Below are 15,600 nucleotides of genomic sequence, written 5' to 3' on the forward strand. Positions count from 1 at the left end.
AGAGAGCCATGAGCACCAAGCCGATCGTGGTGGGCATCGACGGAACGCCCGCGTCGGACCGAGCACTGGAGTGGGCGCTGGACGAGGCGGTCGTGCGCGGTTGCCCGTTGCACGTCGTCCACGCCTGGACCTTCGAGGCGCTGAGCGACTGGACCGAGACCACCGAGCAGCGCGTGCGGGCAGCGTCGGAGGCGCTGATCGAGAAGGCGGTGCAGAAGGCGTCGGAGCAGCGCCAGGACCTGCCCGAGATCGTCCGCAGGAGCCTGCGCGGTGACGCCGCCGAGACCCTCGAACGGACCTCGGAGGGCGCCGCGATGCTGGTCGTCGCCTCGCACACCGGGCACCGGATCCGCCAGATCGTCCTCGGCTCGACGAGCATGCACGTCGTGCGGCACGCGCACGCGCCGATCGTCGTCATCCCCGTGAACGACCGCGAGCTCGCGGAGACCACGCGATGAAGGCCGCCGACGCGATGGTCCGGCCGCTCGTCACGGTCGGGCCGCGCGACTTCGCCCGCCACGCCGAGGGGCTGATGGACGACTTCGGCCTGACGATGCTGCCCGTCGTCGACGGCAGCGCGTTCCTCGGTGTGGTGACCAGAGCCGGTTGCCGCCGCGGTGAGGACGAGCTGCCCAAGGTCGAGCGGGTCATGTCGCAGCCGGAGCTGACGGTCGGGCCGGAGTTCGACGTGGCGACGCTCTTCGAGGCGATGACCCGCTACGAGGTGCTCTGCGTGCCGGTGCTCGACGACGGCCAGGTCATCGGCGTGGTCACCCGGCTCGACGTGCTGCGAGCCCTCAGCCACGACGACCCGCACCTGCGAGTGGGCCATGCCGCTGAGCACGGCTGACCGCGAGGACGTCGCCCACCACGGACTACCGGTGGCCGAGGTCGTCCTGATCGCGGAGACTGACGAGGCCGCCGGACTCACCACGATCCAGTGGCGGGACAGGCTGGCCGCGCTCGGGCCGAACGAGCTGCCCACCCAGCGTGGGCCGGGTTGGGTGGTGCGGCTGCTCGGACAGCTGCACCACCCGCTCATCTACGTGCTGCTGGTGGCCGCCGGGATCACCGCCGCGCTCGGCGAGGTCGTGGACGCCTCCGTGGTGTTCGGCGTCGTCGTGGTCAACGCCGTCATCGGGTTCATCCAGGAGGCGCGCGCCGAACGGGCCCTGGACGCCCTGACGGCGATGGTGCGCACCGAGGTGACGGTCGTGCGCGACGGTCTCACCGCTCGGATCCCGTCCGCGGAGCTCGTGCCGGGTGACCTGGTCGTGCTGGAGGCGGGCGACCAGGTCGGCGCGGATCTCCGGCTCGTCACCACCAAGGAGCTGCGCGTCGACGAGTCGGCGTTGACCGGTGAGTCCCTGCCGGTGGCGAAGAGCCCGGTGGCGTTGCCCTCGGACACCGCGCTGGCCGACCGCACCAACATGGCCTACTCCGGCACGCTCGTGACCGCGGGTGGCGGGCGCGGTGTCGTGGTCGCGACCGCCGCGGACACCGAGATCGGCCGCGTGCACCGGCTGGTGAGCACGACCACCACCGTGCAGACGCCGCTGACCCGCAAACTCGCGCGCTTCAGCCAGATCCTGACCGCGGTGATCCTGGGTCTCGCGGCGTTCAGCGTCGTGGTCGGCCTGCTGCGCGGCGAACCGCTCGCGGAGATGGTCACCGCCGCCGTCGCACTCGCCGTCGGCGCGATTCCGGAAGGCCTCCCCGCGGCGGTCACCGTGACGCTGGCCATCGGGGTGGCGCGGATGGCGAAGCGCAACGCGATCATCCGCAGGCTGCCCGCCGTCGAGACGCTGGGCAGCACCACGGTCATCTGCACCGACAAGACGGGAACGTTGACCGCCAACGCGATGACGGTCAACGCGGTCGTGGTGGGAAGCACGCGTCATGAGCTGTCGGGCATCGGCTACGAGCCCACCGGAGTCGTGACGCCCGAACCGACCGCGGCTCTGCGTGAATGCCTGCTGGCCGGCCTCGCGTGCAACGACGCGCGGATCGTCGAGGACGGCGGACGCTGGCTTCCCGTCGGCGATCCGACCGAGGCCGCGCTCGTCGTGGCGGCACGCAAGATCGGTCTCGACGGGGCCGATGTGCCGGAACGGGTGGACGTGCTGCCGTTCAGCTCGGAACGGATGTTCATGGCGACCCGGCACGCCAACGACGTGGTCTACGTCAAGGGCGCGGTCGAACGGGTTCTCGCCCTCGCCGGGCTGGACCGGTGCGTCGAAGCCGAGGAGCTGGCCGCCGTCGGCCTGCGGGTCCTGGCCGTCGGCCGCGCGGCAGGTGTCGAGCTGACCGAAGAAGCCCTGCGGGGCAACGTGGTTCTGCTGGGCCTGGTCGCGATGCACGACCCGGCGCGGCCCGAGGCGATCGAAGCCGTGCGCGCCTGCCAGGCGGCGGGCATCGAGGTCAAGATGATCACCGGCGACCACCCGGCCACCGCCCGCGCCATCGCGGCGGAGTTCGGCATCACCGACGTGCACGCCCGCGTCGCACCCGAGGAGAAACTGCGGCTGGTCAAGGAGATCCAGGCCGGCGGCGAGGTCGTCGCGATGACCGGCGACGGCGTGAACGACGCACCGGCGTTGCGGCGCGCGGACATCGGTGTGGCGATGGGCAAGGGCGGCACCGAGGTCGCCAAGCAGGCCGCCGACATGGTGCTGACCGACGACAACTTCGCCTCGATCCGCGCCGCCGTCGAGGAGGGCCGCGCGGTCTTCGACAACCTGCGCAAGTTCATCATCTGGACATTGCCCACCAACATGGCCGAGGGCCTGGTGATCCTCACGGCGATCCTGCTCGGCGCGGCGCTGCCGATCCTGCCGGTGCAGATCCTGTGGATCAACATGACGACCGCGGTCGCGCTGGGACTGACGCTCGCGTTCGAACCGCGCGAAGCGGACGTGATGAGCCGGCCACCGCTGCCGCCGTCGCTCCCGCTGCTGACCCGGCAGCTCGTCGGCCGCATCGTGTTCGTCTCGGCGATCCTGCTGGCCTGCTCGTTCGGCGCGTTCCGCTGGCAGCTCGCGTCGGGCGCCACGCTGGAGGTCGCGCGGACGGTGGCGGTCAACGTCTTCGTCGGCGCCCAGATCGCCTACCTGGTCAACTGCCGGTCGCTGGAGAAGTGGCGGCCGAGCACCGGACCGAACCGGTGGCTGTGGGTGGGCATCGCGCTCACGGTGGGGCTGCAGCTGCTGCTGACCTACGTGCCGTTCATGAACTCGCTGTTCCACACCGCGCCGCTCGGGTGGCAGCCCTGGCTCGTCGTCTTCATGCTGAGCGCGGCGGCGTACGTCGTCGTGGAGCTGGAGAAGTGGCGGCAGCGTCACGCGAAGGGCAGCTGATGGGCAAGCTGGGGCGCGAGGTCTACGAGCAGGAACTGCTCCGGCTGCAGACCGAGCTGGTGAAGCTGCAGGAGTGGGTGAGGGCCACCGGCGCCCGGCTCGTGGTGGCGTTCGAGGGCCGGGACGCGGCGGGCAAGGGCTCGGCGATCAAACGGATCACCGAGCACCTCAACCCGCGCGTCGCCCGGATCGTGGCGTTGCCCGCGCCCAGCGAGAGAGAACGCACCCAGTGGTACTTCCAGCGCTATGTGGCACATCTGCCGGCGGCGGGCGAGATCGTGCTGCTGGACCGGAGCTGGTACAACCGAGCGGGCGTCGAACGCGTGATGGGCTACTGCACACCGGAGGAGCACAGGTTGTTCCTCCGGCAGTGCCCGCAGTTCGAACGGATGCTCGTCGAGGACGGCGTACTGCTGCGCAAGTACTGGTTCTCGGTCAGCGACGGCGAACAGGAACGCCGCTTCCGCAAGCGCCTCGACGACCCGCTCAAGCGGTGGAAGCTCTCACCGATGGACCTGGAGTCGTTGACGCGCTGGGAGGACTACTCCCGCGCCAAGGACGAGATGATGGTCCACACCGACACCGCCGAATCGCCCTGGTACGCGGTCGAAGGCGACGACAAGCGACGGGCGCGGATCAACATGATCGCCCACCTGCTCAGCACGATCGACTACCACGAGGTCACCGCGCCGAAGATCAAGCTGCCCGCGCGGCCACCGTCCAGCGGCTACCAGCGCACGGCCCGCGCTCTGCAGCGAGAAGTGCCGGACCACGCCGCCGAACTGGTCTGAACGCCGCGAGACCAGGGACTCATCGGTGACGAGACCAAGGTCCCTGGGGACCACCGCCTTCACCCGGAAGTCTTGACGGTGGAGGTGCACCATGATCGCGAACACCCTGTCCCGGCTGCTCCGCAGGGCTTTCCCCGGACACAACCCGCTCGCCACCTTCGGCGACCGGATCGAGGGCGCGGTACTCGCACTGGGGGTCGTGGTGGCGTTGCTCGCCGTCCCCGTCGCCGCGTCGTTCGGCTCGGAGATCTACACGACGCACGAGTCGCGCGTCGCGGCCGAGCAGAAGAGCCGGACCCAGGTGGACGCAGTGCTCGTGGCGGACGCGCCGTCGATGGACGGTGCCGCCAGCAGCGAAGCGCTGATCGAGACGACCGAGGCCGTCGCGACCTGGCGCACTCCTGACGGCGTTGAGCGAGAGGGCGTCGTTCGGGCGCCCTACGGCGCCGAGGCCGGCACGACTCTGCGAATCTGGATCGAGTTGACCGGTGAGCCGACCGAGCCTCCCATGACGAACCAGGGAGCCGCGTCCAACGCGATCTTCAGCGCACTGATGCTGTGGGGACTGGTCGCGGGCTCGATGGCCCTGTTGTTCGGACTGGTGAGGTTCGTGTGCATGAGGGTTCGTCTGCGCTGGTGGCAGCTCGAGTGGGAGCTGACCGCGCCGGACTGGACCGGGCGTTGAGACGCCTCACCGTTCCTGTTGGACGTTCGAACGTCGTTGTGGCCGGTGTGGACGGATGGATGTACGAGACGGCCGCGGCCGTGAAGAGGATCGCTCCTGGGTTCGACTTCGAGACACGGGTCGAGGTGAGCGCGGATGCCTGGTTGCTGGAGCAGGAGTCGGAGACGACGGCGGTCGTCGTCGGCCCGTGCGGCCTGGGCTGACCGAGCAGATCGGGCAGGCTCGCCGCGTCGTCCGACCCCGCACGGACAAGAGAAAGGGCGCCGCATCCGCGGCGCCCTCGCTCACTTCGCTTGTCTTTCACCGCAGCCAAGGGTTCGCCTTGACCACCGGCAGACCGTTCCACCAGCGCGCCAGACCCCACGTCACACCGGACGCGGTGGCCGCGAGCACGATCAGCACGAGGGCGTAGACGACGTGGTAGTCGATGAGCGGGTTGGTCGACATCGTCGCCTCGCCGGTCGAGGTGTGCTGGGCAGGCGGCCACTCCGCGACCCACATGAGCAGCATCATCAGCGCACCGCTGACGGCTGCGATCCGCAGGCCGATGCCGAGCACCAGCGCCACGCCGACCGCGAGCAGGCCGGCCATGAACAGCACGTCGGCCCACCAGGCGCCGGCGATGTCGTGGAACAACGACTCGAACGGCCCGACGGCGACCCGGCTGAGGAAGCCCTTCGTGGGCGAGCCTCCCGAGAACCACGCGTTCTTGGGCTGGGTGGCGTAGCCGAGACCGAACGCCTTGTCGACGAACGCCCAGAGGAACAGCAGCCCGGTCGCGATGCGCAGCACCGCGAGGGGCACGGCACCCGTGTCGGTTCGGGTGCGAGCAGGAGCGTGAACAGCGGACATCTGTACCTCCCAGGAAGTTCTTCTGCTTCGAGTCTTGTCAGGAACGTCGCCTGCGAACGCAGCCCTTGGTCCTGATCCGGCCGGGACGTCACGACCTGTCGCGGCGGTGCCGGCGCCACAGCTCGCCGAGACGTGTTGCAGGGCGGCGATGTTCGCGCTGCTCGGCGTGGTGGCTTCGGGCTACGGTGTGCAGATGGCACTGCGACTGGCTGATCGCGGCGACGGTCATCCTCGCGACGACCGGTCTGATCACGTTGCGCCGCAGGGGCATGGGCTGAAGGAGAACTGATGAAGCACGCAGGACAGCAGGAGATCGCCAACGTCGTGGTCGATGCCGGCGATCAGACCTCGCCGGACGCCAAGCAGTACGCGCACGACCGGATCGCCCCGCTCGCCAGGTTCGCACCCGAACCGACGAACTACGCACACGTCCGCATCGCGAACCCCGGTCCGCGCACGGTCGAGGTGCACGCGAACCTCGACGTCAACGGCACCCGCGTGGTGGCGCAGGCGGAGGCGAAGACCGTCACCGAGGCGATCGACGCCGTCCGCGACCACCTGCACCGCCAGCTGCTGAAGATGCACAACTGAGGGGCAGCGCGCCACGACGAGCCGCTGGGCGATCGTGTACGCCCAGCGGTCGATCTCCTCCCAGTTCCGGAAATCGCCCGCCATCGGGCCGGTCGCCATCTTCTTGGCGATGAAGCCGACGGCGGTTTCCGGCGTGAGCCTGCCGCCGAAGGTGATGGGTTCCTCCGCGCCGATGCGTGCGGCGATCGCTTCGGCGATCTCCCCGGAGCACCCATCCTGGTCGCGTGAGCAACGAGAATCTCAGTCATACCAACACCATCGTTGAGCTGGTCGGGTGTGGACAGAGCCCTTGTGCTCAGTGGCGACGGAGGTGTCGTTCTTGCCGAGCGCGGTGAAGTCGCGGATGCAGGTGGTCACTTCCGCTCCTGGTCGCGGAGGAGGTCGACGACGGGACGGCGGGGCGTGGCGGGCAGCGGGTCGGAGTTGAACGCGGCCCAGCCGACGCGGATCACGAGCTGCGGGCACGAAGCGCCGCCGAGGACCTCGTCGCGCACCAGCTCCCTGGTCTCCACGACCTCCAGCGGCTGGCTGAGCGGGCAGCTCGCCAGACCCGCGGCGGTGGCTTCCAGCAGCACCGCGCTGGTCGCTTCGCCGGCCCGCAGCCGGGACAGGTCGTCGTCGGACGACGTGCTCAGCAAGAGCAGCGTTCCCGCGTCCTCGCTCAGCAGGCTGGGACCGCCTTGCTGCAACGATCCCGGGGCGAACTCGCGCATCCGGAGGGCGCCGTACTGGTGGGACCCCGCGGGGATGTTCGCGGCGGGGACACCGGCCGACGCACCGGGATAGACGCCGCTCCACTGCCGGATCTCGGCCTGGTAAGCGGGTTCGGCTTCCTGGACGGCGGCGGCCTTGCCGATCGCGATCAGGAGTTCGTCGTGCGCCTTGCCGGTGACGATGTGGGCGTCCACTCCTTCGGCGCGGGCGTTCATCACGAGTTGCTGGAGGATCTCGTCGGGTGCGGGCCAGGAGGAGAAGGCGCGGCGATCGCTGCGCCTGCGCGGGATCGCGGCGGCGAGAGCGACGTGGGACGCCTTCGGGTCGAACGGCTGGAACTCGATCGCCGCGAGGTGGTCCGGCCGGGCGGGGTTGGGCAGCCGGTGGACCTTCGCACTCCAGCCGAGCGCCGCGAGCCCGACGCGCAGGTGGTGCAACGCCGCCCCGCAGCTGATGACCAGGTCGGCGCCCAGCGGATCCGTCGCGGGCAGGCCGCGCGTGCGGTCGGCGTACAGGTGCAGGCTGCGCGCACCGGCTTCCCAGCGCCACGGCTGGGAGTTGTGCACGGACGGCGCACGTCCTGCCAGCGCCACTGCCGTTCGTACCGTCGTCTCGTCGGGCTGACCGCGGTCCATCCCGCTCACCTCCACGTTGAAATCCTGCTTTGAAGCTCGCAGCACGGTCGGCCGCTGAAGAGGGCCCTACGTCCCGGCCTGGCCGGGACCGGAGGAACTCACCGCGGCATCAACGCACCGCCCGCGTGGACGCAGGGTCCTTCGGTCCTCGCGACAGGGTCGGAACGTCCCGGCCCGCCTGCGTCCTTGGCAGGTGTCTGACCGCTGCGTCGCCGACAAGGCTTGGTCACATACGAACCGAGGATCGCCGGAGGGTGTCATGCGTGAACCGACAGTCGCCTCGCTGATGACACGTGAGGTGATCACCGCAGACGTCGAGTGCCCGTTCAAGGACCTCGTACAGCTGCTGGAGGACAACAACATCAGCGCGGTCCCCGTGCTCGACGGCGGATGTCCGGCCGGCGTCGTCTCCGAAGCCGACCTGCTGCCCAAGGAGGAGTTCCGCGGCGGCACCGCAGACGCGCCCGGTGTGTTCGCGGGCCGTGCGACGAAGCACCGCTGGGAGCAGGCGAGTGGTGTGACCGCCCGCGACGTGATGACGTCGCCGGTGAAGACCATCTCGCAGGACCTCGCCGCCAGCGCGGCTGCCCGCGAACTGGCCGCGGCCGGCGTGCGCAGGCTCTTCGTCGTGGACTCCGATGGCACGCTGGTCGGCGTGTTGTCCCGCCGCGACCTGCTGAAGCTCTTCGTGCGTGGGGACGAGGAGCTGCGCACGACGATTCGCGACGAGATCTTCGGCCGGATGCTGTGGGTCGACCCCGACCTGCTCTACGTCGCGGTGACCGACGGTGTGGTGACGGTGCGCGGGAAGTTGGAGCGGCAGAGCGAGGTCGAGATCGCCGAACACCTCGTGCGCGCTCTGCCCGGCGTGGTGGACGTGCACAACCAACTGCGGGCTGGGTGGAACGACACCACGCACACCCGTCAGACCGAAATCTTCGGCTGAGGAGCGTCATGAGGACTCGAGACGTGATGACGACGGACGTCGTGGTCGTCGAACAGGACACACCTGCGCGTGACGCAGCCCGGCTGATCGCCGAACGCGGCTTCACCGCCCTGCCCGTGGTCGACGCCTCGGGCGCGCTGGTCGGCATGGTCGGTGAAGCCGATCTGCTGCGGAACCGCCTGCCGCAGGACCCGAGGTGGCTCGTGCACGGCGAACCCGTCGAAGCCAGGCAGGCGCCTGCGGACGTGGTCGCCCAGGTGATGACGAAGTCCCCGGTGACCGTGAGCCCGAACACCGACCTGGCCGAGGTCGCCGGCCTGATGCTCGATCACGGTGTGCGCAGCGTGCCCGTCGTGCACGAGGGTCACCTCGCGGGCATCGTGACCCGCCGCGACATGCTGCGGTCCATCACCCGCGCGGACTGGGTCGTCGAGGCCGAGATCCACAACCGCCTCGGCGTGGTCGGTGGCGCTCAGCGGTGGCAGGTCGCGGTGACCGGCGGCAAGGTGTCCATCGTGGACAAGGGGAACAGCGCCACCGAACGGCACGTGGTCGAGGTGCTGGTCCGCGCGGTCGCAGGCGTGACAGACGTCGAGTTCACCGCCGAACCCGTGCGCGCGGGGAGTTGACGGCGGCAAGGAACTGGGGAAGGACAGCAGAAAGGCGCCGGCCTCTCCCTCCCGGCGCCTTTCTGCTGTGCCAGAACGTCTGCGCCGGCATCCCGTCCGAGCGAGGACTTAGGTCCCGCGGGCGACGAGACCTGAGGTGCTGGGGGATCAGGTGACCGGAGCACAGGCTGCTCACAGCGAGACAGTCCACATCGGAGTGAGGAGTTCCCGTGAGTGCAGACGTGGCCGGCCCGGAGGCCGTGGCACGGCCAGGTTCGGGAAGTGACCGGCCACGCCCGTCCAGATTCGGCCTGCCCACCGCGACCGCTCTGGTGGTCGGATCGGTGATCGGCACCGGTGTGTTCGGCCTGCCGACCGCACTCGCGGCGTTCGGGCCGGTCAGTCTCGTGGCGTTCGTTCTCGTGTCGATCGGCGCGCTGGCGCTCGCGCTCACGTTCGGCGCACTGGCGAAGCGCATCAGCGGTTCCGGCGGCCCGTACGTCTACGCCCGGGAGGCGTTCGGCGAGTTCGCCGGATTCCTCAACGCCTGGTGCTACTGGATCACCGCATGGGCGGGCAACGCGGCGATCGTCGTGGCGCTGGTCGGCTACGTCGAGGTGTTCGTGAACACCGACCACCAGGTCGGCTGGTCCATCGTCATCGCGTTGGCGGGCCTGTGGATTCCGGCTCTGGTCAACCTGTCCGGACTCCGGAACATGGCCGTCACGCAGATCGTCTTCACGGTGCTGAAGATCGTGCCGCTGCTGTTCATGGCCACCGTCGGCCTGGTGTTCGTGAAGTCGGCGAACTTCGGCCCGTTCAACGCCAGCGGGACGTCGATCGGTGGCGCCATCTCCGCCGCGGCCGCGATCGCGCTGTTCAGCTACATCGGCATCGAGACCGCCTCCGTGGCAGCCGGCCGCGTCCGCGATCCCGAGCGCAACGTCGGACGGGCCACCGTGTTCGGCACGATCGGCTGTGCGGTCATCTACGTCCTCGGCACGCTCACCGTCTTCGGCACCGTGCCGAACGACGCGCTGCGCGAGACCTCGGCGCCGTTCACCGCCGCCGCCAACGCCATCTTCGGCGGCCAGTGGGCCGGTCAGGCCGTCGCGATCGCCGCCGTGGTGTCCGGCATCGGCTGCCTCGTCGGCTGGACCCTGATCATCGGCGAGATGCCGATGGCAGCGGCGAAGGACAAGCTGTTCCCGAAGGCGTTCCTGCGCACCCGCCGCGACATCCCGAGCTTCGGCATCATCAGCTCCACCGTGCTCGCCTCGCTGCTCGTGGTCGTCAGCTACACCAACTTCGAGCAGGTCTTCACGACGCTCGTGCTGCTGTCGGTGTTCACCGCCGTCGTGCCGTACCTGTTCAGCGCCGCCGCACAGCTGTACTGGCTGCTGGTCCGCGGCCGCAAAGCCGAATGGCCGCACCTCGTGCGCGACTGCACCGTCTCGATCCTCGCTCTCGCCTTCGCCTTCTGGGCACTGGCCGGCAGCGGCTACCAGGCCGTCTACTACGGCGTCATCTGCCTGCTGCTGGGCGTGCCGCTCTACATCTGGCTCAAGGTCGGCCAGCGTGAGTACGGCGAGGTGAAGTCGTGAACCTCGGCGTTGGTTCCGAAGTCGGCGCGCTGCGCCAGGTCATCGTGCACCGTCCAGGGCTCGAACTGAGCAGGCTCACCCCGCGCAACTGCGACGAGCTGCTGTTCGACGACGTCCTGTGGGCTTCGAAGGCCCAGGAGGAACACGACGTCTTCGCTTCGGTGTTGCGTGACCGCGGGATCACCGTGCACCACACCGGCACCCTGCTCGCCGAGACGCTGGCACTGCCGGAGGCGCGGGCGTTCGTGCTGGACCGCGTGTGCACACCGGAAGTGCTTGGACCGACGCTGGTCGGCCCCGTGCGCGAGTTCGCGGAGAAGGTCGACGCCCCGATGCTCGCCGAGCTTCTGGTCGGGGGCGTGACCCGAGCCGACCTGTCACCGCTCGGCGCGCCCAGCCTGCGCTGGAACAGCCTCGGTCTGGACGACTTCGTGCTGCCGCCGCTGCCGAACACGCTCTTCCCGCGCGACAGCTCGGCGTGGATCTACGGCGGCGTCACCATCAACCCGATGGCGAAAGCCGCTCGCCGCCGCGAATCCCTGCACTGCCAGGCGATCTACCGGTTCCACCCGCTGTTCGCCGACGCGATGTTCCCGGTCTACCACGGCGCCGACGACGCCGGCCACCAGCCCGCAACGCTCGAAGGCGGCGACATCCTCGTCCTCGGCCGCGGCACCGTGCTGATCGGCATGGGGGAGCGGACCACCCCGATGGGCGTGGAAATCCTGGCGCGCGAACTGTTCCGCACCGGCCAGGCGAGTTCTGTGATCGCCGTGCAGCTGCCTCGCTCACACGCTCTCATGCACCTCGACACGGTCATGACGATGCTCGATCTGGACACGTTCATCCGATACCCCGGCCTCGACCCCGAGACGCTCAGGACATGGGTGATCACACCCGCTGACGCGGAAGAGGTCGTCGAGCGCAGCTCGGCCGGCCTGCGGGTACAAGAGCGGACCTCGGTGTTCGCCACCATCTCCGACCTGCTCGGCACAGACCGGCTGCGCGTGCTGTGCGCCGACGAAGACGCTCGCGCCGCCGAACGCGAGCAGTGGGACGACGCCAACAACTTCCTCGCACTCGCACCCGGCGTCGTCGTCGGCTACGAACGCAACACCGTCACCAACACCATGCTCGCCGACCACGGTATCGAGGTCATCTCCATCCCCGGCAACGAACTCGGCCGCGGCCGAGGCGGCGCCCGCTGCATGACCTGCCCGATCCAGCGCGACGGCATCTGAAAGGACCATCTCGATGCGACACCCCGGCTCCCTGCTCAAGGAACTCGACCTCACCAAGGAGAAGTTCCTCGACCTCGTCTCCCAGGCCCGCGGACTCAAGCGCGCCAAGGCATCCCACACCGAACACCCGCTGCTGACGGGCAAGAACATCGCCCTGGTCTTCGAGAAGAGCTCCACCCGCACCCGCTGCGCCTTCGAGGTCGCCGCCCACGACCAGGGCGCCCACGTCACCTACCTCGACCCGACCGGCTCCCACATGGGCCGCGAGGAGTCCGTCACGGACACCGCCAAGGTCCTCGGCCGCATGTTCGACGCCATCGAGTTCCGCGGCTTCGCCCAGGAGACGGTGGAGACGCTGGCCGAGCACGCCGGTGTGCCCGTGTGGAACGGCCTCACCGACTCCTGGCACCCCACCCAGATGCTCGCCGACGTCCTCACCATGACCGAGCACTTCGACGGCCAGGTCGAGGACATCAAGTTCGCCTTCGTCGGCGATGGCCACAACAACGTCGCCCGCTCGCTGCTCGTCACCGGCGCCCTGCTCGGCATGGACGTGCGCATCGCCGCTCCCTCCGCGTTGCAGCCACCGGTCGGCGTGATCGCCAAGGCCCAGGAGCTGGCTGCGACGAGCGGCGCCCGCGTGCTCGTCACCGAGGACCCCGAACAGGCGGTGGCCGGCGTCGACTTCATCTACACCGACGTGTGGGTCAGCATGGGTGACTCACCTGTTGCCTGGAACGACCGCGTGCCCCTGCTGACGCCCTACCGCGTCACCGCCGAACTGATGAAGGCCACCGGCAAGCCCACCACGAAGTTCCTGCACTGCCTGCCGTCCATCCACGACCGCACCACCCAGGTCGGCCGCCGCGTCTACGAGCAGTACGGCCTTGAAGGCGCCGAAGTCACCGACGAGGTCTTCTCGTCCCCCGCCTCGGTCGTCTTCGACCAGGCGGAAAACCGTCTGCACACCATCAAGGCGGTCATCGTCGCCGGACTGGCCTCCTGATGCGCATCGTCGTCGCACTCGGAGGCAACGCCCTGCTCATGCGCGGCGAACGCGCCGACGCCTCCGTCCAGCTCCACCACGTCGAAGCAGCGGCGCGAGCACTCGCGCCGCTGGCCGCCGAACACGAACTCGTGGTGTGCCACGGCAACGGCCCTCAGATCGGCCTGCTCGCACTCGAAAGCGAGGCCGATCCGTCGCTGACCCGCCCGTATCCACTCGACACCCTCGGCGCCGAGACCCAGGGCATGATCGGCTACTGGCTGGCCGAGTCGCTGCGCAACGCGGGCGTTCGCAAGCCGGTCCTCGCCGTCATCACCCAGACCGTCGTCGACGCCGCTGATCCGGCCTTCGACGCGCCGACCAAGTTCATCGGACCGGTCTACGAGCGCGCCCAGGCCGACCGGCTGGCCGAGCAGTACGGCTGGACCACGGCCGCCGACGGCCCGCACTGGCGTCGCGTCGTGCCTTCCCCCGAGCCGGTGAGGCTGGTCGAACAGGAGTCCATCGAGCAGTTGGTGGCCGGGGGAACGGTCGTCGTCTGCGCAGGCGGTGGAGGCGCACCGGTGGTCGACAACGGACAGTTGCGGGGCGTTGAGGCGGTCGTCGACAAGGACCTCACCTCAGCCGGACTCGCGATCGCGCTGAAAGCCGACCGCCTGGTCCTGTTGACCGACGTGCCCGCCGTGATGACCGACTACGGCATGCCGGACGCCGAACCGCTGCGTCATCTCGACCTGGAGGAACTCGAGCACCTGACCTTCCCCGCCGGCTCGATGGGACCGAAGATCGAGGCGTGCCGGCGGTTCGTGCAGGCCACGGGATCGGTCGCGGCCATCGGTGCGCTCACGGACGCCGAAGCACTTGTCCGAGGAGACGCCGGCACGTCGATCAGTCAGAAGCCGGTCACCTGACAAGGCAGGATCGGCGAGCTGCGGCTCATCCTCGTCCGGGCGGCTGTTCGAGCAGCGCGGCGACCTCACCGGGGTGTGCGGCCGGGCTCGTGGTCCTGATCCCGTTGCTCCACCCGAGGTCCTCGCGCCAGCGCAGCACCGGACCGCGCCCGGTGACCACCTGGCCGCGCATCGGACGTGTCGGGGTGAGTTCCAGCACCACCTGGGCGACGTCGATGCCTTCGCGGGCAAGGGCGTCCACGACGCTGTCGAAGTACCGGGCGAGCGAGACGGGCGTGCGTCTATCGCGGGTCTGGTGCACCGCGAGCCTCCTGTGGGCCGTGGGAACCCACGCATCTTGCGTCGCTCGGAGCACTCGCCCCAGGGCACAACGTCCCGATGTGACAGGGACCGCGTGCCGATGATCGGTGTCGCTCGCGCCCCAGCTCGCGAGCCGGGATGAACTCCATCGCCGGGGAAGGCGTATCCCTCTGCAGGGCGTCGCGCACCGACGTGCCGGTGTCTTCGGGCCATCGAAGGAGGAGCACGGATGAATCCCGCCGCTCACATCGCCTTCCGCGTCGCCGGCGCGTTCGTGGCGCTCGGACTGGGCGGAGCGTTGATCGCCGCGCTCGTCGGCCTGGTCCTGTCGAACGTGGGGCCCGCGGCGGGCTCGACCCTCTCCCTCTGCGCCAGGGACGGCGTCGCTCCGGCCGGTGGGACGGACTACCTCGCCCAGAACAACGTGTGGAACGCCGAAACGCCCCAGTGCATCACCGTGGGGGACCAGTCGTTGCGGATCGAGAGCGCCGAGCACGACGTGTCACCGGAAGGCGCTCCTGCTGCCACTCCCTCCTTGGTCAGGGGTTGTCACTGGCACGAGTGCACCGATGTCGGCGGCCTGCCGGTGCAGGTGTCGGCGATGCCTCGCGTCACCAGCGACTGGGTCAGCAGCCAGGTCGACGCCGGGGTCTTCAACGCCGCCTACGTGGTGTGGTTCCACAGCGGACCCGTCGCCGACGGCACGCCGGACGGTGCCGAGGTGGTGATCTGGCTCCGCGGTGTCGGCGGTGTCCGGCCAGGAGGGGTTCTGCTGGCCCGCGAGGTGCCGATCTCGGATGCCCGGTGGAACGTGTGGCTGGCACGTGACCAGGGCCGTGTGCGCATCACCTACGAACGCGTCGGTGAGGCCACCGCCGTCAAGGACCTCGACATCAGCGCGTTCACCGGGGACTCCGTCGGACGCGGCCTGGTCTCGCCGGACTGGTACCTGATCGCGGTCGAGGCCGGGTTCAACCTGTGGCGTGGAGGTGCGGGCAACGCCATCGAGAACTTCTCCGTCTCCGTGGACGACCGGAAGCCCGGGAGGTGACCAATGGTGTCGATCACCTGCACACCCGCCTGAGTTCGCGTGGGCCTAGGCGCAATGCCGATCGGTTTGGTATTACGGCTGTTCAGATGCTCGTGGCGGACTCTTCCTGGGAGTGCGGCAGGCGACTGACCGCAGTGCGGTCGACGCGGCGGCCTAAGATCACTTGCGGGAGCGCTCTCAAGACTGCGAACAGCCCGGTTGGTGGTAGTTATGCGCTCGATGATCATGAGTTGGTAGTACTTGCAGACGCCCGGTTCCGCCACGCGCGCCCGGCGTGAACCCGCCGCCCCGCAGATCCGGCCAGCGTGG

The 15,600-nt window shown here is 69.4% G+C and carries 18 protein-coding genes; 15 read left to right on the plus strand and 3 right to left on the minus strand.

The features are described from left to right. The first annotated feature begins 8 nt into the window (after positions 1–8). From SK571_RS23500 to SK571_RS23525, 6 genes are all read left to right on the plus strand, one after another. Positions 9–458, plus strand: a complete 450-nt coding sequence (locus tag SK571_RS23500) for a universal stress protein (RefSeq protein ID WP_319986244.1) — start codon at positions 9–11, stop codon at positions 456–458. Continuing rightward, complete coding sequence (locus tag SK571_RS23505) at positions 455–850, plus strand: CBS domain-containing protein (RefSeq protein WP_319986245.1); 396 nt, start codon at positions 455–457, stop codon at positions 848–850. The genes SK571_RS23500 and SK571_RS23505 overlap by 4 nt, the downstream gene beginning before the upstream one ends. Beyond that, positions 831–3,356: a cation-translocating P-type ATPase gene (locus SK571_RS23510; protein ID WP_319986246.1), complete on the plus strand. Its 2,526-nt coding sequence runs from the start codon at positions 831–833 to the stop codon at positions 3,354–3,356. The genes SK571_RS23505 and SK571_RS23510 overlap by 20 nt, the downstream gene beginning before the upstream one ends. After that, on the plus strand, positions 3,356–4,147 hold the full coding sequence (gene ppk2, locus SK571_RS23515) for a polyphosphate kinase 2 (protein ID WP_319986247.1): 792 nt from the start codon (positions 3,356–3,358) through the stop codon (positions 4,145–4,147). Before SK571_RS23510 ends, ppk2 begins: the two co-directional genes overlap by 1 nt. Positions 4,148–4,238: 91 nt before the next feature. After that, positions 4,239–4,832: an Rv1733c family protein gene (locus tag SK571_RS23520; RefSeq protein ID WP_319986248.1), complete on the plus strand. Its 594-nt coding sequence runs from the start codon at positions 4,239–4,241 to the stop codon at positions 4,830–4,832. Between the two features lie 59 nt (positions 4,833–4,891). Further along, complete coding sequence (locus SK571_RS23525) at positions 4,892–5,035, plus strand: hypothetical protein (protein WP_319986249.1); 144 nt, start codon at positions 4,892–4,894, stop codon at positions 5,033–5,035. A 97-nt stretch (positions 5,036–5,132) separates the two neighbouring features. On the opposite strand, the gene SK571_RS23530 is transcribed toward SK571_RS23525, so the two are convergent. Beyond that, on the minus strand, positions 5,133–5,684 hold the full coding sequence (locus SK571_RS23530) for a DoxX family membrane protein (protein ID WP_319986250.1): 552 nt from the start codon (positions 5,682–5,684) through the stop codon (positions 5,133–5,135). A gap of 148 nt (positions 5,685–5,832) precedes the next feature. Here SK571_RS23530 and SK571_RS23535 point away from each other — a divergent pair, with 148 nt between their 5' ends. Both SK571_RS23535 and SK571_RS23540 read left to right on the plus strand, forming a co-directional pair. Next, complete coding sequence (locus SK571_RS23535) at positions 5,833–5,973, plus strand: hypothetical protein (RefSeq protein WP_319986251.1); 141 nt, start codon at positions 5,833–5,835, stop codon at positions 5,971–5,973. After that, on the plus strand, positions 5,973–6,275 hold the full coding sequence (locus tag SK571_RS23540) for an HPF/RaiA family ribosome-associated protein (protein ID WP_319986252.1): 303 nt from the start codon (positions 5,973–5,975) through the stop codon (positions 6,273–6,275). The genes SK571_RS23535 and SK571_RS23540 overlap by 1 nt, the downstream gene beginning before the upstream one ends. 353 nt (positions 6,276–6,628) lie before the next feature. Here the strand turns inward: SK571_RS23540 and SK571_RS23545 are convergent, their stop codons facing one another. After that, a complete protein-coding gene (locus SK571_RS23545; protein ID WP_319986253.1) occupies positions 6,629–7,624 on the minus strand; it encodes an Acg family FMN-binding oxidoreductase in 996 nt (331 codons plus the stop codon). A 259-nt stretch (positions 7,625–7,883) separates the two neighbouring features. Here SK571_RS23545 and SK571_RS23550 point away from each other — a divergent pair, with 259 nt between their 5' ends. From SK571_RS23550 to SK571_RS23575, 6 genes are all read left to right on the plus strand, one after another. Continuing rightward, positions 7,884–8,570, plus strand: coding sequence for a CBS domain-containing protein (locus SK571_RS23550; RefSeq protein ID WP_319986254.1), 687 nt, complete (start codon positions 7,884–7,886; stop codon positions 8,568–8,570). Between the two features lie 8 nt (positions 8,571–8,578). Beyond that, positions 8,579–9,199 (plus strand): CBS domain-containing protein, encoded by a 621-nt coding sequence (locus SK571_RS23555; protein ID WP_319986255.1) that lies wholly within the window; start codon positions 8,579–8,581, stop codon positions 9,197–9,199. 209 nt (positions 9,200–9,408) lie between these two features. Next, a complete protein-coding gene (locus tag SK571_RS23560) occupies positions 9,409–10,782 on the plus strand; it encodes an APC family permease (protein ID WP_319986256.1) in 1,374 nt (457 codons plus the stop codon). Beyond that, positions 10,779–12,023, plus strand: a complete 1,245-nt coding sequence (locus SK571_RS23565; protein WP_319986257.1) for an arginine deiminase — start codon at positions 10,779–10,781, stop codon at positions 12,021–12,023. Before SK571_RS23560 ends, SK571_RS23565 begins: the two co-directional genes overlap by 4 nt. A gap of 13 nt (positions 12,024–12,036) precedes the next feature. Further along, positions 12,037–13,029, plus strand: a complete 993-nt coding sequence (argF, locus tag SK571_RS23570) for an ornithine carbamoyltransferase (RefSeq protein ID WP_319986258.1) — start codon at positions 12,037–12,039, stop codon at positions 13,027–13,029. Then, positions 13,029–13,940, plus strand: coding sequence for a carbamate kinase (locus tag SK571_RS23575; RefSeq protein ID WP_319986259.1), 912 nt, complete (start codon positions 13,029–13,031; stop codon positions 13,938–13,940). The genes argF and SK571_RS23575 overlap by 1 nt, the downstream gene beginning before the upstream one ends. Positions 13,941–13,965: 25 nt before the next feature. Here SK571_RS23575 and SK571_RS23580 read toward each other — a convergent pair whose 3' ends face one another. Continuing rightward, positions 13,966–14,241, minus strand: coding sequence for a hypothetical protein (locus SK571_RS23580; RefSeq protein ID WP_319986260.1), 276 nt, complete (start codon positions 14,239–14,241; stop codon positions 13,966–13,968). 228 nt (positions 14,242–14,469) lie between these two features. Here SK571_RS23580 and SK571_RS23585 point away from each other — a divergent pair, with 228 nt between their 5' ends. Then, a complete protein-coding gene (locus tag SK571_RS23585; protein WP_319986261.1) occupies positions 14,470–15,291 on the plus strand; it encodes a GH12 family glycosyl hydrolase domain-containing protein in 822 nt (273 codons plus the stop codon). Positions 15,292–15,600 lie beyond the last annotated feature (309 nt).

Origin of the sequence: Lentzea kristufekii, from assembly GCF_033949925.1 — a bacterium.
Taxonomy (GTDB): domain Bacteria; phylum Actinomycetota; class Actinomycetes; order Mycobacteriales; family Pseudonocardiaceae; genus Lentzea; species Lentzea kristufekii.

What these genes read in the sequence shown, in the direction of transcription:
- SK571_RS23500 (WP_319986244.1), top strand. Translation starts at nt 9, where the DNA reads ATGAGCACCAAGCCGATCGTGGTGGGCATCGACGGAACGCCCGCGTCG.
- SK571_RS23505 (WP_319986245.1), top strand. Translation starts at nt 455, where the DNA reads ATGAAGGCCGCCGACGCGATGGTCCGGCCGCTCGTCACGGTCGGGCCG.
- SK571_RS23510 (WP_319986246.1), top strand. Translation starts at nt 831, where the DNA reads ATGCCGCTGAGCACGGCTGACCGCGAGGACGTCGCCCACCACGGACTA.
- ppk2 (WP_319986247.1), top strand. Translation starts at nt 3,356, where the DNA reads ATGGGCAAGCTGGGGCGCGAGGTCTACGAGCAGGAACTGCTCCGGCTG.
- SK571_RS23520 (WP_319986248.1), top strand. Translation starts at nt 4,239, where the DNA reads ATGATCGCGAACACCCTGTCCCGGCTGCTCCGCAGGGCTTTCCCCGGA.
- SK571_RS23525 (WP_319986249.1), top strand. Translation starts at nt 4,892, where the DNA reads ATGTACGAGACGGCCGCGGCCGTGAAGAGGATCGCTCCTGGGTTCGAC.
- SK571_RS23530 (WP_319986250.1), bottom strand. Translation starts at nt 5,684, where the DNA reads ATGTCCGCTGTTCACGCTCCTGCTCGCACCCGAACCGACACGGGTGCC.
- SK571_RS23535 (WP_319986251.1), top strand. Translation starts at nt 5,833, where the DNA reads ATGTTCGCGCTGCTCGGCGTGGTGGCTTCGGGCTACGGTGTGCAGATG.
- SK571_RS23540 (WP_319986252.1), top strand. Translation starts at nt 5,973, where the DNA reads ATGAAGCACGCAGGACAGCAGGAGATCGCCAACGTCGTGGTCGATGCC.
- SK571_RS23545 (WP_319986253.1), bottom strand. Translation starts at nt 7,624, where the DNA reads ATGGACCGCGGTCAGCCCGACGAGACGACGGTACGAACGGCAGTGGCG.
- SK571_RS23550 (WP_319986254.1), top strand. Translation starts at nt 7,884, where the DNA reads ATGCGTGAACCGACAGTCGCCTCGCTGATGACACGTGAGGTGATCACC.
- SK571_RS23555 (WP_319986255.1), top strand. Translation starts at nt 8,579, where the DNA reads ATGAGGACTCGAGACGTGATGACGACGGACGTCGTGGTCGTCGAACAG.
- argF (WP_319986258.1), top strand. Translation starts at nt 12,037, where the DNA reads ATGCGACACCCCGGCTCCCTGCTCAAGGAACTCGACCTCACCAAGGAG.
- SK571_RS23575 (WP_319986259.1), top strand. Translation starts at nt 13,029, where the DNA reads ATGCGCATCGTCGTCGCACTCGGAGGCAACGCCCTGCTCATGCGCGGC.
- SK571_RS23585 (WP_319986261.1), top strand. Translation starts at nt 14,470, where the DNA reads ATGAATCCCGCCGCTCACATCGCCTTCCGCGTCGCCGGCGCGTTCGTG.